This window comes from Vibrio profundi, from assembly GCF_005281835.1.
GTDB classification, from domain to species: domain Bacteria; phylum Pseudomonadota; class Gammaproteobacteria; order Enterobacterales; family Vibrionaceae; genus Vibrio; species Vibrio profundi.
In genome coordinates this window covers 830295-855310 of the sequence record NZ_RZIS01000002.1, presented here as the reverse complement: position 1 = coordinate 855310, position 25016 = coordinate 830295, and the positions used below count along the sequence as shown (strand labels likewise).

Annotated in this window: 18 protein-coding genes; 4 read left to right on the top strand and 14 right to left on the bottom strand. The window is 43.5% G+C overall.

The features are described from left to right. Positions 1–35: 35 nt before the first annotated feature. Complete coding sequence (gene copI / locus ELZ11_RS08775; protein ID WP_137356994.1) at positions 36–632, top strand: copper-resistant cuproprotein CopI; 597 nt, start codon at positions 36–38, stop codon at positions 630–632. Between the two features lie 301 nt (positions 633–933). Further along, positions 934–2568 carry a response regulator gene (locus ELZ11_RS08770; protein ID WP_137356993.1) on the top strand — a complete coding sequence of 545 codons (1635 nt, stop codon included), beginning with the start codon at positions 934–936 and terminating at the stop codon, positions 2566–2568. Between the two features lie 52 nt (positions 2569–2620). Here the strand turns inward: ELZ11_RS08770 and ELZ11_RS08765 are convergent, their stop codons facing one another. From ELZ11_RS08765 to ELZ11_RS08715, 11 genes are all read right to left on the bottom strand, one after another. Then, a complete protein-coding gene (locus ELZ11_RS08765; protein WP_137356992.1) occupies positions 2621–3907 on the bottom strand; it encodes a glycosyltransferase in 1287 nt (428 codons plus the stop codon). Positions 3908–4031: 124 nt separating this feature from the next. Next, positions 4032–4820, bottom strand: coding sequence for a family 16 glycosylhydrolase (locus ELZ11_RS08760; protein ID WP_137356991.1), 789 nt, complete (start codon positions 4818–4820; stop codon positions 4032–4034). 85 nt (positions 4821–4905) lie between these two features. Continuing rightward, the gene (locus ELZ11_RS08755) at positions 4906–5811 is read right to left on the bottom strand and encodes a hypothetical protein (protein ID WP_137356990.1); all 906 of its coding nucleotides are present in this window, start codon (positions 5809–5811) and stop codon (positions 4906–4908) included. Next, positions 5808–7190 (bottom strand): DUF3131 domain-containing protein, encoded by a 1383-nt coding sequence (locus tag ELZ11_RS08750; protein WP_137356989.1) that lies wholly within the window; start codon positions 7188–7190, stop codon positions 5808–5810. Before ELZ11_RS08750 ends, ELZ11_RS08755 begins: the two co-directional genes overlap by 4 nt. A 13-nt stretch (positions 7191–7203) precedes the next feature. After that, entirely contained in the window at positions 7204–8604 is a 1401-nt protein-coding gene (locus tag ELZ11_RS08745; RefSeq protein WP_137356988.1) for a DUF3131 domain-containing protein, read from the bottom strand. Between the two features lie 24 nt (positions 8605–8628). Continuing rightward, the gene (locus ELZ11_RS08740) at positions 8629–9945 is read right to left on the bottom strand and encodes a DUF3131 domain-containing protein (protein WP_137356987.1); all 1317 of its coding nucleotides are present in this window, start codon (positions 9943–9945) and stop codon (positions 8629–8631) included. Continuing rightward, positions 9935–11794: a glycosyltransferase family 2 protein gene (locus ELZ11_RS08735; RefSeq protein WP_137356986.1), complete on the bottom strand. Its 1860-nt coding sequence runs from the start codon at positions 11792–11794 to the stop codon at positions 9935–9937. Before ELZ11_RS08735 ends, ELZ11_RS08740 begins: the two co-directional genes overlap by 11 nt. A gap of 64 nt (positions 11795–11858) precedes the next feature. After that, a complete protein-coding gene (locus tag ELZ11_RS08730) occupies positions 11859–12362 on the bottom strand; it encodes an ATP-binding protein (RefSeq protein ID WP_137356985.1) in 504 nt (167 codons plus the stop codon). 19 nt (positions 12363–12381) lie between these two features. Beyond that, positions 12382–13506 (bottom strand): nucleotidyltransferase family protein, encoded by a 1125-nt coding sequence (locus ELZ11_RS08725; RefSeq protein WP_137356984.1) that lies wholly within the window; start codon positions 13504–13506, stop codon positions 12382–12384. 11 nt (positions 13507–13517) lie between these two features. Next, complete coding sequence (locus tag ELZ11_RS08720; RefSeq protein WP_137356983.1) at positions 13518–13850, bottom strand: STAS domain-containing protein; 333 nt, start codon at positions 13848–13850, stop codon at positions 13518–13520. Then, complete coding sequence (locus ELZ11_RS08715; RefSeq protein WP_137356982.1) at positions 13802–15055, bottom strand: SpoIIE family protein phosphatase; 1254 nt, start codon at positions 15053–15055, stop codon at positions 13802–13804. Before ELZ11_RS08715 ends, ELZ11_RS08720 begins: the two co-directional genes overlap by 49 nt. A 48-nt stretch (positions 15056–15103) precedes the next feature. Between ELZ11_RS08715 and ELZ11_RS08710 the strand changes: the two genes are divergently transcribed. Together ELZ11_RS08710 and ELZ11_RS08705 are read left to right on the top strand one after the other, a co-directional pair. Next, entirely contained in the window at positions 15104–16216 is a 1113-nt protein-coding gene (locus tag ELZ11_RS08710) for a hypothetical protein (protein WP_244291627.1), read from the top strand. 154 nt (positions 16217–16370) lie between these two features. Next, positions 16371–20801: a beta strand repeat-containing protein gene (locus ELZ11_RS08705; protein ID WP_137356981.1), complete on the top strand. Its 4431-nt coding sequence runs from the start codon at positions 16371–16373 to the stop codon at positions 20799–20801. A gap of 180 nt (positions 20802–20981) precedes the next feature. On the opposite strand, the gene ELZ11_RS08700 is transcribed toward ELZ11_RS08705, so the two are convergent. From ELZ11_RS08700 to ELZ11_RS08685, 3 genes are all read right to left on the bottom strand, one after another. Then, positions 20982–21716, bottom strand: coding sequence for a hypothetical protein (locus ELZ11_RS08700; RefSeq protein ID WP_137356980.1), 735 nt, complete (start codon positions 21714–21716; stop codon positions 20982–20984). Between the two features lie 274 nt (positions 21717–21990). Further along, positions 21991–23289, bottom strand: a complete 1299-nt coding sequence (locus ELZ11_RS08690; RefSeq protein WP_137356978.1) for an HlyD family type I secretion periplasmic adaptor subunit — start codon at positions 23287–23289, stop codon at positions 21991–21993. A 9-nt stretch (positions 23290–23298) separates the two neighbouring features. Next, the gene (locus ELZ11_RS08685) at positions 23299–24993 is read right to left on the bottom strand and encodes a type I secretion system permease/ATPase (protein WP_374939805.1); all 1695 of its coding nucleotides are present in this window, start codon (positions 24991–24993) and stop codon (positions 23299–23301) included. Positions 24994–25016 lie beyond the last annotated feature (23 nt).

The window sequence follows — 25016 nt, the reverse complement described above, 5'->3', positions numbered from 1 at the left end:
CGTTCGACGAGCCACAAAAACAAAGGAATTTTAAGATGAAAAAAACACTACTCGCATTAACACTTACTCTGACTTCTTCTTTTACTATCGCAGATGAAATGGATCATTCAAAAATGGAGCACTCCCAAATGAATGGATCGATGATGAAAGGGATGATGGAAAATATGTCTGATGAAGATCATCAAAAAATGATGGAGAAAATGGATCATGGCTCAATGAAAATGGACCATTCTTCTATGATGAATATGGAAGGCATGTCGGAGGTTGGTATGCCAGCTAAGAGCGCTAAACCTGATAAGGTCGTTCACGTAATGTTAGCTGATGACATGAGCATTACTTTCAAAAAAGAGGTGAAGATTGAACCTAACGATGTCGTACAATTTGTTGTCATGAATACTGGTAAAATCGACCATGAGTTTTCCATTGGCTCAATGTCTGAGCAACTAAAACACCGAGAAATGATGAAAGCCATGACCTCGGGTCACGCGCATGATAGCGGCAGCACAGTAACAGTTAAACCAGGAAAGGCGAAGCAACTACTTTGGCATTTCCATGGTGATAACAACATAGAATTCGCATGCAATATCCCAGGACATGCTGAAGCTGGAATGGTGAAGAGCATCAAAATCTAGTGAGTTGTAAACCGAATAAATAGTGTAAACGGGTTAGGCTGATAAATGGCCTAACCATATATTAAAGAGTCGTTTTTTAACGGTTCTTTTTCTTACAAATTATCGTCTGAGCCCCCACCAAATAAATTTATAAACTCAATTACTTTCATACCCTTAACGGCAAATAATGCATTCGCGTTCTGTATTGTTCACTACGAATCATACCTAAATCTCAGAACGTACTATTATTTAATCTTATTTCTTGATGATATGAGACTAAATGCTTAACCTTAATTTAACCTCGATTAGTTAAGGATGAACCGTGGAAAATCAACCACATTATCTCGATGAGATAAACATTCTCATTGTTGATGACTCCAAAACCTCCTCAATGCTCATAAGGCAACAGATTGTTAGCTTGGGTGTGAAGTACGATGCAATCGAATCAGTCACTTCCTACCAAGAAACAATAAAGGCTGTTGGGTTACGTCATTACGACCTATTGATTATGGACTACCACTTGGAGCAATCCTTAAATGGACACGAACTCACCACACTCTTGTATAAGAATCGACTGATCGACTCCTCAACTGGAGTGCTGATTATCTCGGGAGACTCTAGGCAGGAAACCGTACTAACTTCATTATCTGGTAAGGTTAAGCACTTCATCAGTAAACCAATTAAGACTCAAGACTTACACAACAAAGTCAAAACCATTGTTCGCGAGCGAGAGCTTCTCAACCAAATCGAGCCACTATTAAAACACCCTACTCCACAGCTCACAGGGAAACTGATCGAGTTAGTAGAACAGTTAAACTTCCAAATAAGCTTAGAGTCGAGTTTAATTGACCTTCTCATTCAACATGAACTGTGGGACACACTTGCAGAATATTTAGCGCACTCACAATCATCAAAACATCCTACAAAGGTTTACGCACAAGCTGCGCTCCTTGATATGGAAGGTCGAACTGACGAAGCACTCAAATATTTGTCTGATTATATTGTTCAAAAACCATTATCGTTAAATGTCATGGATTATTTATCAGTGCTTTACGAACAACAAGGTGACACTGAAGAAGCATTACATTGGGCACTTAAATCTTTTGAATTCACGCCGAGTGTCAGCGACAGAGCAATACGAGCGAGCCAACTTTCTGCAAAACTGAACAAGCGTGAATCGGTTATCAAAGTTGGCTATACCTTCGCTAATCACCTTTCACTCGCCGATGGAAACTGGCTACATGCCATTATTGAATATGGACATAGCCTAGAAGCCGTTTACATCAACACCGAACGATTTAGCTCAAAGCGAGAACTGCTTCAGCACTTCAATAACTTTTTAAAAATGGCTGAACAAAGGCTCTTAGGTAACAAAAAAGGCCATCTAATCTCATACCGATTGATGTTTCAAAGCCGCTTATTGCTACACGAAAACAAACTTGAAGGCTCTCACAAAAAGATTCTGCAATGTATTGCACCCTATTACGATAATTTGATGGATTGCCCTGCTGAGATCGCCCACGAAGCGCTATCAATACTCGAATTGTTTGGCGAACTTTGGTTACATAACCACCTTTCAAAAGTTTTACACAAGCAGCTTAATTCCGTGACTAAAACATCAACAGATTTACTGACGACTCTGCCATTTGATGTCGAACACCTGAAAGAATTGTATGAAATTTTGCCGGAAGGCGGCTCTAGAGCGACTGATCTTGAAACGATCGCTATCTACGAAACCATCATTCATCGCTACCCATACTCTACTGAGGCCAAAATTCGATATCTGCATGCCGTAAGGGTTAGCCAAGAAATACCTAACCATAACCCGCACGCACTTATCACAACGCTGTCTGATCTCGAACTACCACCTAACTGGAGTCGTTGGGTGACAAACCTCAAAAAAGTAGGGACGAAAGCAGCACCTCCAGCGCCTTTTTCTGCAGCATTGAATACCTAAAAGGCCCAGCTGATTTATCAGCTGGGCCCTTCACTTTTCCTTATAGACTACTCTACGCAGGGCGCTGTTGCGCATCCAAAGACTTAGCGGTCATGATCCAGTTATTGACGGACTGCGGTGACATCACATCAGATTTCCCTAGTTCATGATCATTCGCTAACGCGAGCTCTGGCGGCACCGCGTCTATTATCAGCTCTAAATCACGATGAGACTTTATCTGGGTTGTAAACACCTCTGCCATCTCTTCACTGTATTCCGCTTTTCTGGCTTTTGCCGATTTCACCAAACCATCGAGTAATACATACCAAGTCGTCATAGGCCCTTGAACTACAGACGCAGATTCGGCAGCTGAATCAATAAAGGCAAATGGTACTGTTGTGATTGGTTGGTTAATTTCCATAGCTGCAAATATCCAATCGGTATCGAAAGAAAAATCATACACAGTAGGCTTGCGCAAAATTTCTTTGAGTACTTCTCTGCCATACAGTTTAAAGGCTGCTTGCGTGTCTTTAATACCTTGATCAAATATTTGTGCGCCGATCATTCTCTGCATGTGACGTAACGTTTTTATTCCTACACCCCAACGCTCTTCTTGCTTCACCAAAATAGAGTCTTTGTGTTTCCGGTTCCCCAACACCACTTGTTGGTTGTCTTCAACAAATGGCGTGACCAATAAGCCCAATTGCCCAAGGTGAACTGAATTATCTGCATCGGTATATACCACGGCATCCGCGCCTTGTTGCAACGCTTCTTCGCACCCAAGAATAATCGCTCCCCCTTTTCTAGAATCATCCGCATGTGCGAGATTTTTAAGCGGGCCAATATCGGTGGGAATGGCTTGAGTTAGCTCAAGAACGCAAATGTTCTGTAATTGATCATCTGGTAAGGTCGCTGCCATTTCTCTAGCAACGTCAGCACTTTGGTTAGGGCAACCATCATCCACTGGGTACAAACGCCAGTTAACCAATGTTCCTTCCGTTACCCAGTTAAGTTGGCGAACTTTAGCGCGTAGAGAGTCTTCACCATTGAGGTTTGCGGAAGACTTGGGGCGTAGGCGGTTTTGTTCTCCCCACATCGCAAACACCACGGCGATATCGCACGCTTTCTTCAACTTAAGTAGGTTTCTTTTTGACTCAACTAACTTTACGGCCAAGCTGAATTCAAGCGGAGTTGATGGTTCAGATGCTAATTCCTTAAGCTCTGCGGTTTCAATCCCTTTAAGGGCTAGTAGCTTATCCGCGAGTAAATAAAGCTTTTCCTGATGGGCATTATCTGTGAGGTCGAAATGTTCGTTCGATGAACTCAGTAGTTCAACGACTTTAGATTTATCTTGGTTCATACTTTATCCCTAGCTTTGACGATAACAATTTTTGCTTATTATCGTTAAAGCTTAGTATGAACCCAGTTTAATACAATTCAGTTTCACATAATTATTCTATTCTCGTGATCCCGAACAATATCAACTACCTACATCGCTTGCCCGCTGTATATTTGAAGTTTCGATAAGAAGCAGTTAATGGTTTAGTAGAAGAGGTATCGAATTCACCCGCCCAGTTCGAAATTTCGGGGTCTGTCGCCCAAACATTAGCCATTACACGAAGTGTTGAGCTTTGTTTAGAAGGAGTAGGATCATATTTACTGTTCAGGACTTTTAATACCGACTCCCCATCAATAAACCATTCGATACCGTCCTTATGCCAATAAATAGCATAATGGTGAAAATCTAAAGAGGCATCAAAGTCTAAAAATACCAAGGTTTCATGGCTATTTTGGTATTCATCGTCGTCGGTCCAAAAATTCATTTGAACCATGTTGGTATTCATCCCTAAAAATTCAATATCTATCTCATTATGAATACCACTACCATTTTTAGGCTTATCATAAGGGCCACTAAACAAGAAAAAAGAGCTAATCACACCAGGTGCTGCAATGGGCTTCATTTCAATTTCAAAACACCCATAAGAAAAAAACTGCTGGCTTCTCAGCTCCCCAGAAACAAATTCGATAGCATTACTTTGTTCAGTGGATTCCTGCCCAGTAAGTGTTATCGACATACCACTCCCGTCAAAGGTTACGGCATCAGACTTCCATACACTTAAAAATGGGAACCCATTTCCCCATCCATCGGCAAGCCACCAATGTTTGGAGTTAAGATCTATTAATGGATCAGAAAAAGATTTCATGGCGAGAACCGGTAGGCTTATTGCGCAAAGCGCTAGCACAAAAATGTGTGCAAAAAATGACTTAATCATAAGTGTGTACTTATTAGCATTAGAGTTATTAATAAGCGTATACAAATACTGATAAATTGCACAATAAAAAGGCAATTTAATTAAGCTAAGGGGCTTCGGGAGCGAAAGAACGACGTTGTACCGCACTGACTCCTTGTGTACTTCCCGCCTCTAAATTCCCTCTATGTATCTGTTTATTTTCAGGAACCTCCCCCTCTGCGATCTTTGGTTCCACTTCCTTAGCCTCAAGCTCATCAATTGTTGCAATCGGCTCTTCTATCGGAGTTGCAATTATCACCACTTGAGTGCTTTTTTCTTCTAGCGGCTCCACTACATCACCTTTTGAGCTCAAGACGGTACTTTCTTGAACCGAATTATCTGGTTTAGCGATGAACGTTGGGTTTGCCGTATAGGATGGAGAAATACTCAATTTCGATTGTGGGTTATACTTTTGATATTGAGGAGACTCTACTTGGGTTTCGATGATTTGAGCTTTAACCGAAGCGCTACTTAACCCAAGGGCTGGCGATCTAAACGAAAAGAATCCGAGCTTGTCTTCCCACACCTCAATAATGGATAATTTTTGCAACCAAGCTTCATCCAAAGTTGCCCCTGAATCACTCTGTTGCATACTCACTTGCAAACGTGTGTTAGCTTGCTCAAACTCATATCGAATTTCTTTCTGGTAAGACTCCCAAGTCGTCCCGCCAAGCAAAAAATAACGAACGCTGTTAGCCCAATATTCATAAGCTATCGCATTCTTGTTTTTTTCCGCAGAAATCGCCGCTAAGCCAGCGGCAAGCCCGGCACTCTTCCACATATTTTCAGTACCGAGTTTACGTTCTTGCGATAGAATCAAGTTACTTTGGCGATGAAAACTGTCAGCAGATTGCGCATACCTGCCCTGCGACAACAGTAAAGTAGGTTTCGTAAGTAAATCGACCGATTGTTTAGTCAGAGCGAAAGCATTAAGTGGAAACAATATGATCAGAACTAACCAAAAGTATTTCATTCAAAGGTCTCCACTAAACAACGACCCGGGTGGTCAAAGCGCGAATTAAATTTCACATCTCGATACTCAATATCTTTATTGGCTTTGTAGAGCTTACCTTGCTGCTTATAAAGCAACGCTTCGAGTATCCCTGCATTGGTTTTTAAGCTGATACTTTTCTCGTAGGCTCCTGAGACTTCATAGCGTCCTTCATACCAGCCGCGTTGAGGGTCATATAGTTCTTTGACTAACGTCATTAACTTGTCCGTATAATCCGTTTTCCATAACGCCCACATTTGAAATGCAGTACGAGACGACACTAACGCTAGCTCGTCATGAGAACTTCCATCTTCAGCGAGGGTGATCCAAGGTGTGCCTAGACCATAAATAGCGTCATAAACGAAGTAAGGTTCACCCGAAACTAAGTGGTCCCCTCTTGCTGTATAAATACGTTCTTTGTCCCAGCGGCTTTCCTGCACTCGATAAATCGAATCCGCCATTGCAGACATGGTTTGGTTAGTATGTTTGGAATCACTAGACTCCGTATCGGTGATTGTGTCCCAGTTAAACTCAAGGCCCATTTGTAAATACGGCGTCGAATACACAGGTCGTAGAACATTGAATACTCTTGGGTCTCTACCATCAAAGAGAATATCGATTCCGTTAATCGTAACGACTTGATATGGCTCTAAGCTCATTGCCTTTTCTGGAACCAATTGCCAATCCAAATAACCGTATGAGGTGTATTCTTCTATACCTAAACGACCTTCTTTATAACGAGTAATTCGACCATTATTGACAGCCCCACCGTAAAGCTCCCCATCATTCCCAACCAATTCACAAAAATTCCAACGCAATACAGCTTTGTCTACATATTCCGAGAATTCGGGAGAGTTGCGTTTAACAATCGACAACACGATCAATAAACGCCCTACATCGAGCGACGACCAACCAATGTCCTGATACTGATTGGCATAATTGACCATTCCCCCATTCTGAGTGCTATATACCTTATTGGGAACTTGTACCGAGCTTAAATCCATTTTGTTTAAAAAGCTCAGCACGAGAGATAAACGCTCGTCATACTCTTTATTGGTAATAAACTCAAACTCGTTTGCAGCGATAAGCGCAATCAAATAGTCGGCGATACCAGACATGTTGGTCGTTGGGTAGTTATCAATATTATTCACTAAGCCAGTCGCGAGCTGAGTGTTATTCTCTATGTACTTCCACGCGGTTGACGCCCACGCCAACTCATCTTCAGACAGATCGCCGTAGCGACCTTGTCTAAAAGCCTGTGACTGATTTATAGCAGAGATACCATCATTGACTCCCTGATAAACCACCCCACAAGAAGTTGTAAGTAAAGCCAAAGCTAAGACAGCGGAACTCTTTAGCACTTAACTCCCCTTGCTACTGTACAGGCGTATATTTTTTACGAGGTAAACATTGGCCTTCATAGCCAAATGGCGACTCCAAGGCTTTCTCCCACAAACTTGGTGCCAGCTTGTCCTTATATGTCAAAAGTTTACCTTGTTGCTTGTAAAGCAAGATCTCCAAGGTGATACCGTTGTTATTAGATGTGAATGTATTAATTAAACCTGTTCCGTTTTCGAAAATACCCTCGTAGAAACCTTTATTTCTATCGTATGCAGTCGAAACATGATCGAATAATAGATCGGTATATTCCGTGTCCCACAACGCCCACATTCCCATCGCACCTTTGATCGCTACCGCAGAAAATTGCGGTAAAAATTCACCTGATTCTGAAATGGTGTTCCAAGGGAAGCCATCGGTATAAATGGTGTCGTATACGAAATATGGGGCACCAGCAAGCTGGTGCTCTGTTCTGGCGGTTATGATACCCGTTTGTTTATAACGCTCTTCTTGTACACGGTAAATTTGAAGTGCAAATTCGGCTATCCAGCCACTACTGTAGTTAGCATCATGAGGTGTTCTATCCTCTGGAAGATCCCAGCCTAATTCAATGCCATCCAGAACATAACTTTCCGTTACTACGTAGCTGTGTGCTTTGAGTTTTCTAGGGTCACGAGTATCGTAGGGAACATCATATCCATAAAGGTTGATTGTAGAGAATGGCTCTGCCATAGCTGCTTGTCTGGTATTGAAACCCCATAATGCAAAGCCTTTCGCTGCATATTCTTCGTAGCCTAAACGGCCCTCTTGAAGATACTGTACCGGCTTACCTTCTTCGAGCAACGCACCAAACATAGTGCCGTTTTCATCAATGACATTACAGAAGTTCCAGCGTAATACTGCAGAGTCAATGCTTGTCGCAAACTCAGGGTAACGTTGCTTCACGATATATAACCAGATCATTAAACGCCCAAGATCAAGCGCAGAATAACCGATTTCACCTGGCTGGTTACCATAGTCCACTTTTGCGGCTGTTTGCGTGTTGTACGCTTTATTGGGTAACTCGCCTTTGAATAAGTCTAATGTATTTAGACTGGTCAAAAAACGAATGAGGCGACGATCGAACTCTTCCTTCTTGATGATTCCTAGTTCATAGGCACTCACCATCCCGGCCAAGTAAGAAGCAGCATCCCACCAAGTAACCGATGGGTAATTATTTACCGCATTAACTAAGCCCGTCGACTCTTGATAGTTATTTTCAAAGTACTTCCAAGCGATTCGAGCCATGTCCATTTCTTTTTCCGTCAACTTACCGTGACGTGGCTGGGGTACATCCCAATGGTTCTTACGTTCTACAATATCGTCTGAAAATTGATCATATTTGTTTCCGCATCCAACTAAAACTACCCCTAACAAACCAACAGTTAAGTAGCGCATATAACAATCCTTTTCTTTTTATTATTATTTTCCTACCGACACTAGAGGGCCATTTTCTATGTACGCGAGCGATTCTAGAACGATCCCATTAGTGTTCGCAGTAATGGCCGTATTGGTTCTTCCATCATCTTCATAACGACCTGAATACCAACCTTTTTCCTTTGAACTAAGCTGAGAAGCTTGCTCAATGAGTAAGTCGGTATACTCCGTTTCATACAATGCATACCAACCAAAGGCAGCTTTCGTTGACAGGGTTTTTAAATGCGACTGATCTTTGCCATCATCAGAGATGGTATTCCAACGCTTACCATCAGAGAAAACCGTGTTGTAAACAAAGTAAGGTGCCTCATCAACGTTATCCTCACTAACTGCCGTAACGATGCCAGTCTCTTTGTATCGTTCTTCTTGCGCTTGATAAATTCGATGAGCAAAGATTTTAGATACACTATCAGCACCAAATTCGATGCCATCCAAGATGTAGGATTCACTAACCACGTAGTTATGCGCATGATACTTAGCCGGGTCACGTCTATCTGTTGGAATATCCACTCCATACACATCAATCATTTCTAGGTAATCGATATACTTCATTGAATTAAATACATCTCTACCCATTAAAGCCAAAGATTTAGACGCGTATTCCTCGTAACCAATACGCCCCTCTTGAACCAACTCAACTTCATCTTTATGGCCAGAAGGTCTTGCTCCATACAAGTATCCTTGGTCGATCATTTCACTCACTTTCCAGTGATTGAGAACATCGTTTACCTGTTTGTTAAATTGCGGATACTGCCAAATTAGAATATTCATAGGAACCAGGATTCGACCTACATCGATCGCAGACCAGCCAATACCGTTTTCTTTTGGGTTGTTTTCGTAATCCACCATCGCCAGAGTCTGAGTGTTGTACGCTTTATTTGGTAACTTTCCATCAACCAATTCAATTCGAGCTAGCGTGGTAAGGGCTTTCTCCATTCTTAAAGTAAACAAGTCCTTCGAAATCACATTAAGCTTCTCAGCTGAAATCAACCCCATTAGATAGGAAGCGGTATCCCACATCGTTGTCGACGGATAACCGTCTACTGAGTTAACAAGCCCTGTGTTTTCTTGGTAGTTATTTTCAAAGTACTGCCAAGCAACATTCGCCCATTCAAACTCTTGAGCGGATAGCACTCGATTTCCTTTATCAGGTATCGAATCTGCTGACTCTAGCGTGAGGTTACCAAGCACCTTTTGTGGTTCATTGTTCTCAAGAGAAAACGCAATAACTAAAGCCGTTGCCAAGCCCAAAATGAATACTATATGGTGACGGGCATTGACCATTGCTTGCTTAAATTCCATATTTTAACTCCTCCGAATCTACTGCTTCTTCCGCGTCTTCTTTTGATGCTGGTGGTGTCCAGAAAGCCGCAGCAATCATTCCCCACATTGCAAGCATGTTGTTAATAATCCAAAATGTATTAAGTACTAAGCCACCAATTGAATAGTTGCCCCACATTCCTGTTGAATGCCCAAACCACGCGTAACCTAAACTGAACAAACTGACGAAGAACACTAAGGCTTGTGGAATCACCAGCTTGAAGAAATTGCCGGTTTGCCTTTCTTTAGGTGTGGTAGGAAATGAAATTTTTCTTCCTCGCAAAACAGTCCAAAGGGCCCGCATATTTACAGGGAAGAAAGATAGGAAATTGGTTTTCCCTTTATAGCCCGCAACGCCCCAAGTACCGATCATCATCGCGATTTCTGCGGTTAAAACGTATGGCAAGAAATGAAGGTAAAACGTCACGTCATAGGCGCTAACCGGTGCTATCGACGTTAAGAAATAAACGATAGGACAAGCCAAGAAAATCACATTCCAAATCGCCGACAAGTTGGACCAAAAACTCGCTCCGTACATCAGTTTCTGCTTGAAGTTTAACCCTTTTCTGAAAATTGGGTTGTCATTCATAAAGATGTCGATTGAGCCGCCAGAGTACTTAAACCTTTGAACGGTCCAAGTTTGAAGATCTTGTGGAGATAACATTTTACTTTCAACTTGCGGGTGACTAACTGATCGCCAACCTCGTTCCGAGTCAGAATGCAAAACAATCGATGTGTATAGATCTTCAGAAACATGAAATTTGTAAGGTGTAAATTCGGTATCGAAAAGGATCTCATTTCTTAAACTAGCTGAAATCGATTCATCCACTTTCTTCTCTTTAGTTAATCTTCTGATCTGCCTTTCAACTTCATCTTGTTCGTTTGTGATCTGTTCTGCGTAAGCACGCAGCGCCGCTTCCATTACAGCTTCACGCCTGTGGATAGAGCCTGCACCACAACAAAATGATGCGTTAGCCCAGTTTCTTCTCCGCTGGATCACGTCATAGAACATCTGAGGGTCATTAACGAATGGATCTTCACCTAATGTCACAGGCCCATAAAACTTTTCGACGCCTTTACCAAATGGTGCAGCCCAACGGCCTAATTTTCGAGTAAGGAACTCGGGAAGTCTCTCACCCTCTGGTAGGTCAAAGAACCATTGTGGAGTCTGTACCCAAGCTACTTTTGGGTCTCTAAAGTAACCTAATGTGTTTTCTAGAATAGTTGGGAATGGTCGAGTATCTGCATCACAAATAACAACGAAATCACCGTATGTTTGTTCCATCGCATTACGTAAGTTACCTGCTTTGAAACCTATGTTGCCATCACGAGATATATAACCAATTCCCATTTCATCGGCCATTGCTTTCATTTCTGGGCGATCGCCATCGTCCAAGATGAAAATATTGATATTGATATCGTGTGGATAGCGGATTTTCTGTGCATCTAAGATACTTAGTTTAACGAGTTCAGGCTCTTCGTCGTAACTAGGAAAAAAGACGTCAACATTTATCGGTCGATCTTCTTCGGTTTCCTCCACGCATTCCGCAATTTTAAATGGGGGGGCTTTTTTTGGTTCATCTTTGACTTTCCAAAGATTAACCGTAAACAAAATAGAACCGATAAAAGCACATGACTCAGCAAATGCCAAAGGCAATGAGAACCACAAAGCGTCGTAATTCAGTGCGAAACTCCAACGCCACCACAAGTACCAAATGCCAAGGGTTAAGTTACAAGTTGCGAAGTACTGGTAAAGTAATTCCCTTGGAATACTGTGAGGCACAGGTTCAGGCGGAACACGATGCTCAAACTGTTTAAAATAGTGGTCCATCAATTATTCTCCCTAGTCATCCTGACAAAATCAGAATAAAAGTAATACTCTTGTGTAGATAAAATTAAGCAGTTTGAGTCGATAAAATAATTTGCTGCATTGACGTCGAATCTAGCTCTTTAGTTAGTAAAAAGGTGTTCTTTTCCGACTCCAAAGACAGTTCAATTTTGTCCATCAAGCTAGAGACAATTAAGAACCCACGCCCAGAAGTAGCCCAAGTACTTTCATCTTCAGGGTCGGCCTCGACAAACTCTCTCGACAGTTCTTTATCAAGATCCGCTTGGCTCATTGCGTCTCCCTGATCAGAAACACGCATCGTCATGATTCCTCTGTCACCCGAGTGATTAAAAACACAACTTAGGCCGATAGGTTTGCCTTCCTGATAGTGGTACGCGTGAATAAACGCGTTATTCACCATCTCTACGACACACAGCTCCAACTGAGTAACAAGACCAGCTGGCATCCCCAAATCTAACCAATATTGATTGATGTCTTCAGATGCCAAGCGTGATGCTTCAAGTGAACTGTCATACTCCTTGTTAAATTCAGATAGGACTTGTGTATTCATTGATTGCTCCAGAATTTAGTTACATGGCGTTTAACATGTCAGAAACACGCTTTTGCGAAGCACTGCATCTTAAGTTGCTCCATTTAACGTCATTGCGTGTTCGCCCATCGTGGTCGATACAGTAGTTACCAAAGATTGTTTGATATTCCACTAATGCATTCTCATGTAGCCTGATATAGTCGAAAATTAGTGACTCTTTCACCGTGCTCGTCGAATCCAGTACACAGTTAGCACCAATTAATGCCGGACCAATAATTTCTGCTCCATCTTCAATTTTGCAGCCGCTACCTATAACTACTGGGGGTTCTATATCGCATTTATCGAGATCGACTACAGTATTGATACCCACCCATACTCCAGCACGTACTTGCGTACCTGGAATGCGATATCCCGGAATCTTTCCGTCGAGAATATCTTTCGTCACATCCCAAATATCGGTAATTTGGCCCACATCCAGCCACTGGAACTTCATATCAATAGCGTAGAAAGGGATATGAAGCGCGACGAGCAGTGGGAATAGTTCACTCCCAATATCAAACTCACCTTCTTTTGGAATGTAATCAAAAATAGCTGGCTCAAAGATATAGATACCGGTATTGATTTGATTAGAAAGTGCATCTTCTTTCTTCGGCTTTTCTTGGAAACTGGTAACTCGACCGATTTCGTCAGTAACGACAACGCCATACTTTTCGACTTCATCTTCAATGACTTTCTTAGTGACAATAGTCGCTATTCCACCGAGCCTTTTATGCTGTTTGACTGCCTCTGTTAAGTCGACATCGACCCAAGCATCACCACAAACAACAACGAAGGTTTCATCGAAAAAACCTGAAAATTGCTGAACCTTTTGCATTCCACCAGCAGAACCAAGAGCTTGGCTAATGTATTCACCGTCCTGCATTTTCCCTTCAAAAGAATATGAAAGCTGTACATCAAAGTGGTGGCCATCACCGAAATACCCTTCGATCACTTCCGCTAGGTGGCTCGTGTTAATCACTATCTTGTTAATGTTGTGATGGGCAAACAACTCAATCATGGACTCCATCACAGGCTTACCCAAGATAGGAATCATTGGTTTTGGAATAGATTGCGTAATTGGCCTAACGCGCGTGCCTTTACCCGCAGCTAGAATCATCCCTTTCATAACCCGCTCTCCTAAACTGCAGTCGCTAACGCATCTTCCACGCTGTCGTAAGTCTTAATCAAACGATCCATTCGCGTTAATTTGAGCAGATCGAGTACTGGTTTTTGAGCACTAGCAACACTAATTTGCTTATCTCTCAAAAGTTTATAAACGCCCATGACAGCACCAAGACCACTGCTATCCATAAACTTCACATTACCAATATCCAACACTAGATTAGGTGAAATTTCGTTCATTACAGTTTCAATTTGAGTGCGGAACTCAGGGGCTAACTTGGCATCAAAGCGTTCTTCATTTATTTGAAAAATTGTGCTGTTGCCTTGTTTACTAATCTCATATCGCATTGATTATCTCCTTCTATTGAGCCTTTCCATTCGGCGACGAGTACACTGACATCGTCGTCAAAACACTCAGATTTTTGCCAGTCCCTAACGGTTTTAACAACAAGTTCGGTTTGTTGCTGAGTCGGGTAACGTTTAACGGCTTCGATTGTTTTTTTAAGCCCTTCTTCAGAGAACTGTTTGGTTCCCATTTCGGCTTCAGTGATACCGTCTGAGTAGAACCAAATTTTGTCACCTGGCTCTAATTGGACGATAGATGATTGGTATTCAACAAAATCAAAAGCGCCGACAACGAAGTTATCATGACCGATTAATTCTGCATTTCCGTGTTGGCTGTGATACCAAACCAAAGGCGGATGACCTGCACAACAGTAGGACATCAATCCGGTTTGGGTATTTAGCACTGCATAGATCATGGTGAAATACAGCATATTGTTTTCACCACTGAGATAAATTTCATTAAGCCTTGCGATGACATCTTCTGGCGCACATATTTCTATCCCATCCGGTGTTTGTTTAGACACAATAGACGCGCTGCCAGACACGACAGACAAGCTTTGCTGAACGGAAAATGACATCAGTGCTGAAGAAACCCCGTGCCCTGCCACATCTAGTAAATAAAAGGCGACGTGATTTGGATCAAGCTGCATATAACCCAGCATATCGCCACCGATTTGGGCACTAGGAATGGAGATATAGCTCAGTTCAACGCAAGAGAAGGTTTTGTTTTTTGGGAGTAAGTGATGAATAAGATCGCTGGCTGAATCAAGATCTTTTTTAATCGTATCGTAAGCTTTATCAAGCTCGTTGTTTTTCGCTTCCAATTCATTGTGCAACGCTAGGTTTCGAAAACCCGCTCGAATTCTTGCATCAAGTTCATCAACCGAAGTCTCTTTATCAACGAAATCGTCAGCGCCTGCATCAATGCCATTAACTATGGATTCTTTGTCATTATTTGCTGACAACAATACAAAAAATATGTTTCTACCGTAGGAAGGTGCTTTAAGCGTTTTGCAGAGTGTCACGCCATTCATGCCCGGCATGATCCAATCGCTTAATACAAACTGGATACTAGTGTGTTTTTCTAAAACAGTTAGGGCTTCTTCTCCACTAGTTGCCGTCGTAACTTGGTAGCCACGCTTTTTTAGGACCGAGCTCATATAGATGAGCATAGTCCGGTTGTCATCAACCAGAAGAATCTCTTTCATCCCTAACCTTTTATTTTTTATTTGTTTTCACTGACGTATGAAAGCAATTTGTTTAATATTAGATTAGACTCATCCGGTAGCAATGCAAATAGTTTCTTAACTACTCAATATGGCTCCTTCTACTATCGTGCGCAAGTTAACATTATGACCTTCTGTTTATTGTCAGATTTCACATTTAAACACCGCTTAGCTCTTGTTATCGCTTCGATTTCATGGAGTTCTTCGGTCTATCCCGATGAATTTCATGAACAATCGGGAAAATATGCGAGCCAATCCAACTCAAACAGCATCACCACAAGTTCATTAGCAAAAAAAACAGAAGAGGAACCGACCGATGCCGATCTAATTTGGGAAGGAGTAACGAGCTCTTTTGCATTCCCTATTCAAGAATTAGAAGAACGAGACTCTTGGTATGATGGTTTAAGCGGTAATGTAGGGTTTAATTTACCAATTGCGCAAAGCGAAGCCGCGAACCTACCGCCCGGCAGTACGAGCGGGCCAACTAACTACAACACAACCGCCACACTATCTCTTAAGTACACCATTGCAGGCAGTTGGTTTGTCTCAACAAGTTTTTATCACTATATAGATGATGAACAACAGCAAGCATGGAACCCGGATTTCACTTATGTATTTGGCTACAGTGACTGGCGCCCCTATACATTTAGCTTGGTTTACTCCAATTATGGTGGGAACCGATTCTCGCCAGAAGCCGGTGGAAATCGAACCGAATTCAATCAAGGAACGTGGGCATTAGGCTGGAAATTTCCTATAACGTCTCCTTTAAAAGATTGGTTAAGCTTTACTGAAGATGGTGCAATTGGCTGTCAAGTTGACTACAACCTTACCCCTGAGTTCTTTGATTTAAACTCCGTTTCCTATAAAGAGAATCATCAAACCGTCAGTTTGGGCTGCAAATATTCTATTTTTGGGAATTGGTATATCAACGGAACCGCGTTTTACTATTTTGACAAATCGCAGCAACAGCCGTGGAACCCTGATTACACCTACGGTTTCGGCTACTTCGACTGGCGACCGGGCACCATCACTTTGCAATATAACAATTATTCTGGGAATCGCTGGAACAAATCACAACGTGGTGAAGGTACCGGAAGGTTCAAAGATGGGGCCATTACTTTAGCGTTCAGCTTCTCATTTTAAGCATTGATTTTGTTATAGAAATCAACTTTCATGACAAACATCTCCTAGACGTCTAACCTATAGATACAATAAAAAATATGAAACTGGCATCATAAATGCAATTTGCATATCAAGTTTCACAAATCGTTTAACGTCAATGGCTAGGAGAAATAGTATGAATGGAACTAAACACGATGACACCATTATCGGCACATCTGAAGATGACTCTATTAACAGCCGTAGTGGTAATGACCAAATTTCAACACTAGCCGGCGATGACTTTGTTGCGGCTGGTGAAGGTAGCGACCACATTATTGCAGGTGCAGGTAACGACACAGTATTGGGTGATGTGGAATATCCTGTTGAGTCGGAAACGCCTGCCGAGCCGAGTACTGATGATTCTTGGGGCTCCGCTTATACCGTTTACGAATTTGACTGTAACGCCAACCCAGAGCAAGTAGAACATAGTGTTAAGCTTGGTGGATATGCGGTTAACCAAATGGTTCAAACTACTACTACTGTGGGCGGGCTTGCGAGTGATTCGATAGTCACAGTCCAACTTACCGATAACTCCGGCAACATCATTTCAACACAAACCGCAACCGTAGATGTGAACGGTCAGATCAATCTTGATTTAGACATTCCGGAATCTGAACTTTCTAGTGATGGCTCAGTCATCATCGAATTGTTCGACGCCAACGACCAAACCATTACTGCTTTCGATAATTTAGATGTACAAGTTAGAAACATCTACAACGATACCATCGAAGGCGGCACTGGCGACGATATTCTAAAAGGCCAACAAGGTGATGACACCATATACGGTGGCGAAGGTAACGACTTCTTAGACGGCGACATCAATAACGATACCCTTCATGGGGGAAGCGGTGATGACGTACTCGTTGGCGGAAACGGTGACGACGCCCTGTACGGAGACACGGGCGCAGATACCCTACTCGGCTCTGATGGTGATGACGTTCTCTATGGTAATGAAGGCGACGATCTCCTAATGGGGGAAATAGGTGACGACGAACTCCATGGTGGCAAAGGTGCAGACACCTTGATTGGTGATGATGGTCAGGACTCACTCTATGGTGGAGAAGGTAACGATAAGTTATTCGGCGGTAAAGGTGACGACTTAATCAAAGGCCATGTCGGTGATGATGAGATTCACGGTGAAGAAGGTAATGACAACATCGAGGCGGGTGCAGGGAATGACTTTGTACTAGGTGGTGCTGGTGATGACGTTGTAACCGGTGACGAAGGTAACGACTTGCTACTTGGTGGTGATGGCCAAGACCAACTTTCAGGCGGCCAAGGTCACGACACGTTGGTGGGTGAACTCGGTAACGACCAACTACATGGCGGTGAAGGTAACGATACTCTTTATGGTGACTCTGGAGACGATACGCTTATCGGTGGTTTTGGAGACGACCAGCTATTCGGTGGTCAGGGTAGCGATGTCATTGAAGGCAATGAAGGGAACGACGTCATACATGCTAACGAAGGTGACGACATCATTGATTCCGGTGCTGGCGACGACACCATTTTTGCAGGTTCGGGTAATGACTCAATCACTACCGGCGGGGGTAGCGATACGATTTTTGGTGAGTCTGGCGACAACACTATCAATTCCGGTATTGGTGACGACACGATCTATTCCAACGAAGGTGACGATGTTATCCATACTGGTACTGGCGCAGATACCGTATACGCAGGCGCTGGTGAAAACGAAATTCATACTTACAGCGGTGACGATATCGTTTATGCCGACTCGGGAGGTGACCACATCACCTCCGGTGAGGGACATGACACGGTTTATGCTGGCCACGGAGATAACACTATCGTAACCAGCGACGGTAATGATCACGCTTATTCAGGCTCAGGTAACGACCAAATTACTCTAGGCGAAGGAGACGACAAAGCGTTTGCTGGCGCTGGTGTGGACACCATCATCGCGGGCGAAGGCAACGACCAAGTCTATGCTGGTGATAACAACGATACTGTACAAGGCGTTAGCGGCAACAATTTACTGTTTGGTGAAGGTGGTGACGATACCCTTGTCGCTGGAGAAAACGCCAGTGAACTATACGGCGGAACGGGGAATGACACTCTAACTGGCTCAGTCGAGGGTGACAAACTGTCTGGTGGTGCGGGAAATGACCAAATCCAAGCTGGTTTAGGTGACGATGTTGTATTCGCAGGTGCTGGCCAAGATAACGTCCAGACTGGCCAAGGCAATGACACTGTATTTGGCGAAGCCGGCAATAACACCATAGATACAGGCACTGGCGATGACACGGTTTATGGTGGTACTCACGAAGACACAATCACATTAGGTGCAGGTAATGATGTCGCGTATTCAGGTGATGGCAGCGACACAATTGATGGTGGTGTCGGTGACGACCATATTGATGCAGGTAGCGGCAACGATTTAGTACAAGGCGGACTAGGAAATGACGCACTATTTGGTGGTGATGGTAACGATGAATTAATTGGTGGCGAAGGTTATGACTTCATCGCCGGTGGTGCGGGTGATGACCTCATTCAAGATGACGGTAAAGATACAATACTTGGTGAACAAGGCAACGACACACTGATTGCCGCAAGCACTGGTAGTCATCAAATTTATGGTGGCGAAGGCAACGATACGCTAATTGGTAGCGACGCGGCCGACACGCTTTATGGCGGTGCAGATGACGACACCATTACGGGTGGAGCTGGTAACGACCAACTGTTTGCAGGTGCAGGCGTAGACACTATCAATAGTGGTACAGGTGACGACACTGTTTACGGTGAAGCGGGCAAAAACACCATTAACTTGGAAGAAGGTAAAGACACTCTTTATGGTGGTGCAGGTTCAGACATTGCTTCCGGCGGCCAAGGGGACGATACCTTATATGGTGGTGCGGGCAATGACACCTTATCTGGAGATGCCGGTGTAGACCTAATCGACGGCGGTGAAGGCTCTGACACCATCTCGGGTGGCGTAGGCGCCGACCTTCTATTCGGTGGCGACGGGCACGACTCAATATCAGGTGGTGCAGACGACGACCAACTTTACTCAGGTAAAGGTAATGACTCACTAGCTGGCGGACTCGGTAACGATCAGCTTGTCGCTGAAGGCGGCACCAATACCCTATCCGGTGATGCTGGAGATGACATATTACTTGGTGGTAGCGGCAGTGACACTCTACTGGGTGGGCAAGGTAATGACTATTTAGAAGACAGTTCTAATTCCAACACCATCGACGGTGGCGAAGGTAACGATAAGATCGTCGCATCTGGCGACAATAACACGCTTCTCGGCGGCGCTGGTGAAGACGAAATCACTGTGACAGGTCAAGGCTCAGTGACTATTGATGGGGGTGACGATAACGACACCATCACTGTTCAAAACACTTCAAGTGATATTAATGGCGGCGCAGGTAACGACACAATCACAGTGACAGCTGGACAGGCGGTCGTTGATGGTGGCGAGGGCAATGACACTATTAAGACAGCTTCCGGTGATGACCAGCTACAAGGCGGTTTAGGTGCAGACAGACTAGAATCTGGTTCTGGTAATGACACTCTAGATGGCGGAGAAGCCAACGATAAACTTTATGCGGGTGACGGTAACGACCAACTACAGGGTGGAGCCGGTAACGACCAAGCATGGGGGCAAAGTGGTGATGATACGCTTTCTGGAGGCACGGGTAACGATTACCTTTCAGGTGGTTCTGGTAATGACCTACTAAAAGGTGATGAAGGTAATGACACGTTAAAAGGTGATTCTGGCACTGACACGCTATGGGGTGGCGAAGGCGACGACAAACTATACGGTGGAGGCGGTTCAGACGTCCTATACGGCGAACAAGGTGCAGACAAATTATTTGGGAATGGAGGCAACGATATGCTTTATGGTGCAGATGGAGACGACACTATATCTGGCGGCTCTGGCGAAGATTACCTGTCAGGCGGAAAAGGGGATGATACGCTTTCTGGTAATGATAATGCTGACACCTTAGACGGCGGCCACGGGAATGACCACTTAACTGGTGATAAAGGCGATGACACACTCTATGGACAAACCGGTAACGACCTTTTAGATGGTGGCGAAGGTGTCGATAGACTGTTTGGCGGTGCCGGTAATGACCAACTTGTATTTGATTCCAGCGAACTAAATTCTGGTTCGAATAACATGGTTCATTTCAGTGGTGGTGCCGACTTTGATGTATTGCTTGTCGGAGACAATGCTGATGGTCAAATGATCGATATGACTCAAACCGCGTTCCAAGAGCTGGAAGGGGTGAAGATCAGTTCAAGTGATACTGAACTTTCCATCGCATTAGACAAAATTGCCGCTAACAACACCTCGGGCGAAACTTCTGGTCAATTTGTTTGTACTGGCGCTTCGACCTTAGATCTTACGGGTTGGGGTTGGAACCTAACGGAAAGCCACATGCAGATGAATGGCTCACTACAAGACATCTACGAAGCGAGCAACATCGATACCGGTGCGCTATTTGGCTACCGTTTCGAGAACGATGCAGGGCAAGAAGTCGTTATCTGGAGTGAGCTTGATAGCGGTAGCATCAACTTCCCAGAATCAAACGATGTTTAGATATCGTTGACCCAGCAAAAAGCCCGCGTAATGCGGGCTTTTTAGGTTCATGAACCGACTAAACAACGTGAAGAACCTTATTCAACAAACCTTAACCGTTCAAACTAAGTCTCTTAGTTAATCAGCTAGAAGCAATACCAGCGGGTTGCGGCATTCACCTGCGCGAGCTTTCAAGACAAATTAGTTTTCCAGACACAGCTCTCTAGTTTTGCGACTTATCATTGCATCATTAGAAATGACAAATTGGTAATAGTCTTTATTCATGTCATGTTGAGTAATGTAAGTCCTCATATGACTTAACATGCTCTTGGCCTGCCCATAGCGCTCCAGATACGCTTTATCACAGGTATTGACTACATCTAAATTCACTTTCAAGGACGCGAAACTCGACATAAGCTCATCAACTCTCTTGATGTTTTGTTCTTTAAGCGCGTTGGTTGAATACTCTCCTTCTAGCAAACTTTTTTGCTGGGCAAGCTCATCTTGACTTAATTTAGCAAGGCGTTGTTTTTCTAGCTCCATTTGGCTGATGACTTCTTCTCTCGCCTGCGTAGTAGCCTGCTTTTGAGCAATGTATTCTGTCCGATATTTTTTCTCGGACCTTTGCGCGTACCTTAGCTGTTTGGTGAGATCCGAAATCGTCTTCTGTTGCTGAGTAACTTGGTGGGTCTTCAACTCTATCTCTTTTTGATAACCGACAAGTAAAGTCTCATACTGCTGATTCTTATCTAATATTTCACTATTCAGCTGATTGATCGTCTGTTGGCTTTTTTCCTGATTTTGCAATAGTTCGGCTTGGGCTAGATTAAGTTGCTCCTGAGTTTGAATGACCACGTAACCCAATGCCCCACTGCCAATCAAAGACAACGCTAACACGCTGTATACCAGACCATTTTTTCTTTCACGGGCAAACATTAATAGGACTCCTTCATCACTTTATCCTTAGAGCCATAGCACTTATGAGTGCAGTGAGGGCAAAAATACGCTCGGCTATCCACCTTCTTTTCACAATGAGGGCATTGTTTATGTCGTCGATCGTGGCTCAGTAACAACAAGATAAAACCAATGGGCCCAAACACATATCCCAGTAAAACGCCTGCGACGATATTTTTCTTCCATATCCCTACGAGCGTACTTAAAACCAAAAAGAAGGCATAAAACCCCAACCAAAACGTCATCGAGTATTCCATTACGATTCCCTCATAGAGCGTGACAGCCCATCACTAATAGGACCTATCAAATAATCCCAAAGCGTTCGTTCTTCAACTAAAATAAGGACCTCAGTCAGCATTCCAGGGTATAATTCAACGGCTTCCAGTGAAGTCAGCGCCTCTTGATCAAACTTAATTTTCACGAGATACCCCTGATCAGATTGATCGTTATTTCCTTGAGTCACTCTATCTGCAGATATGTGTGTTACTTGTCCAAGAACTGGAGGGACACGTCGAGAGCTGTACGCTGTTAACCGAATTCGGGCATCTTGCCCAAGGCGAACAATATCAATGTCTTTCGGCGGAACAATCGCTTCCACGATTAGCTCATCCTCTATAGGTACAATTTCCATTAGAGTTTGCCCAGGCCTAACTACCCCGCCCACACTCGATGCATTCAAACCAACCACTTTACCTGCGTATTCACTTTTCATTAGGATGTGAGAGCGGACATCCTCGGCAGCTTTCATCAGCTCATGAATATCACGTAATTCTTCTTCAACGCTTTTTAACTGCTGAGCGTAGCCTCGCTCAAAATCTAATACCTGACTCAAATACGTTTGGTGTAGTGTTTGGAGTTCACGTTTGGAAACATCAATAGCGACGGAGATCTCGGCTAACTCAGCTTCGATTCTCGCGTTATGTCGCTTCAGTTCCAGCATACGTGTTTTAGAGACATAACCTTTGGCGACTAACCCTTCGGTCATGTCTATTTCTTGTCTAACCAAGTCAAGCTGTGAGCTGATCGCTCGTTTCTGAAACCCATTACCTTTGATTTTTTCTTTAAACAGAGACACTTGTTGTTGATATTGAGAATCAACCAATTGGTGTTGAAGTAGAGCTTGCTGGAACTGAACTCGTTCACTATCTAACATAGGTCTGATAGTAAAAATGTCTTGTTCATTGTTCAGTTGCTTATCCCAGGTAATTTCTTCACTTTTGTCCAGCAATGCCACTAAGCGAGCTTGCTGAGCCAAGAGCGAATAATGACGATACAGAAATCGCTTATAGTCGGCTTCTGCCCGGCTATCGGCTAACTCCATAAGAGGCTGCCCGACTTCAACGAAGTCCCCTTCCTTAACGAAAACCTCTTTGATCCATCCACCTTGTAAATGTTGAATTTGCTTCCGTTTACTTTCCACAACCACGCTACCCGGAGCGATAGAAGCAGAGCTAAGAGAGACATTCATAGACCACGCTAAAAAACCAACAACGGAGGTCAGAAATACGCCAGTGCCAAATAAAATCAGGCTTTTGGTACTAAATGCAGATTCCATGCTGCCTCCCTATTTCATTGCTGCGGTAGCAGTTTTACGGACAGGCGCAGGGTTCTCGACGTGTAACCCCAAGAATTGTTCACATGTACCCGCTTTTTCGATCTTTCCATCTTTCAATTCAATGACCCAATCCATTTGCCTTAAGAAGCCCGGGCGGTGGCTTATCATGACCACGGTAATACTATTCTCTTTACAGTATTGAAGGACAATCGCTAACGCCGTTTCTCCTTCTGGATCTAAATTAGAATTTGGCTCATCAAGAATAAGCAAACGCGGATTTGAGTAAATTGCCCGCGCTAAACCAATCCTTTGTTTTTGCCCTCCCGACAACAAAACACCACCCTCGCCAATATACGTTTCATAACCTTCAGGTAAGGACATGATCAATTCATGAATACAAGCCAGTTTTGCAGCATGAACGACCTTCTCATCATCATTCTCAGTGAATCGAGATATGTTCTGTTTCACTGTTCCCGCCAGCAATCCAACATGCTGTGGCAGGTAACCGATATATTGACCAAACTGGTTAAGATCCCACTTTTCAATGGTCGCTCCGTCAATCATGATTTCACCCATAGATGGTTGGTGGATCCCCATGATCATGCTAACCAGTGTCGATTTTCCTGAGCCCGAATTACCCATTACCGCCAAAGCATTACCTGCACCTAATTTGAAATTAATGCCCTGTAACGTTGGAGTTTGCCTACCACTGAGTTTCAAACTGACATTGTTAAACTTCAGTTCCCCTTTGGGCTTAGGCAGCAAAGTTTTAGGGTGTGAAGTGGTTACTTCGCTAGAAGCCTTTAAACGCCTCCATGCATTGTATGCTGCGTACCAAGACTTCCATCCACTAACTGCCTGTTCAAAAGGACTAAGCACTCGTCCCATTAGAATTGAGCTTGCGATCACTGCTCCGGTTCCAACTTGCTGCTGAAGAGCCAAATACACACCAACCGTTAACACTAAAATTTGCAGTAACGTACGAGCATAACGGCTGATCGTCAGGAGTAATCCAGTGCGTGAGTTCACCTTCCATTGAAGCTCTAATACTTGAGCATTCTTTTTCTGCCATGTGGAACCAATATCGTCACTCATCCCCATTGCTTTAAGCGTGGGTGCATTTCTTAGAAAATCATTGAGTTCCATACTAAGTTGGAAGCTGGTTTTCCTATCCGATTCGCTCAGCTCTTTGCCACCCAACGTCATTAATGCCGCCAAGATTGAAAAGATCACCACACCTGCAAGTGCAACCAACCCGATATAAGGATGGAAAAAGAACAATAAAATGAGGAATACAGGCGTCCACGGTAAGTCTAAGATTGAGGAGGTTGACGGCGATACTAAAAAATTCCGCAGCACCGCAAGGTCTTGCATAGGCTGCTTTTCGATTCTATTTGAACGTGATGAATTGGTAATACTTTGGGAAAGCAAGTCACCGCTTAAGCTGGTATCAAGCTTTAACGCTGAACGCTGCAATAGCATGATACGAATATGTTCGAGTAATGCCTGAGAGGTAATTAGGAATACTGTGATCGCCAATAAAGCAAATAAGGTGTCTTGACTGGCGCTACTCATTACTCTATCGAAAAGCTGTAAGCTATAAACGGGGACAGCTAGCACTAACACGTTGATTCCACAGCTGAATAAAACAGCCGCCCAAACTTCCTTTTTAACCGCATTAAAGTGTTGTTTTTGCTCTATCACTAGCACCACCAAGCAAATTTAGT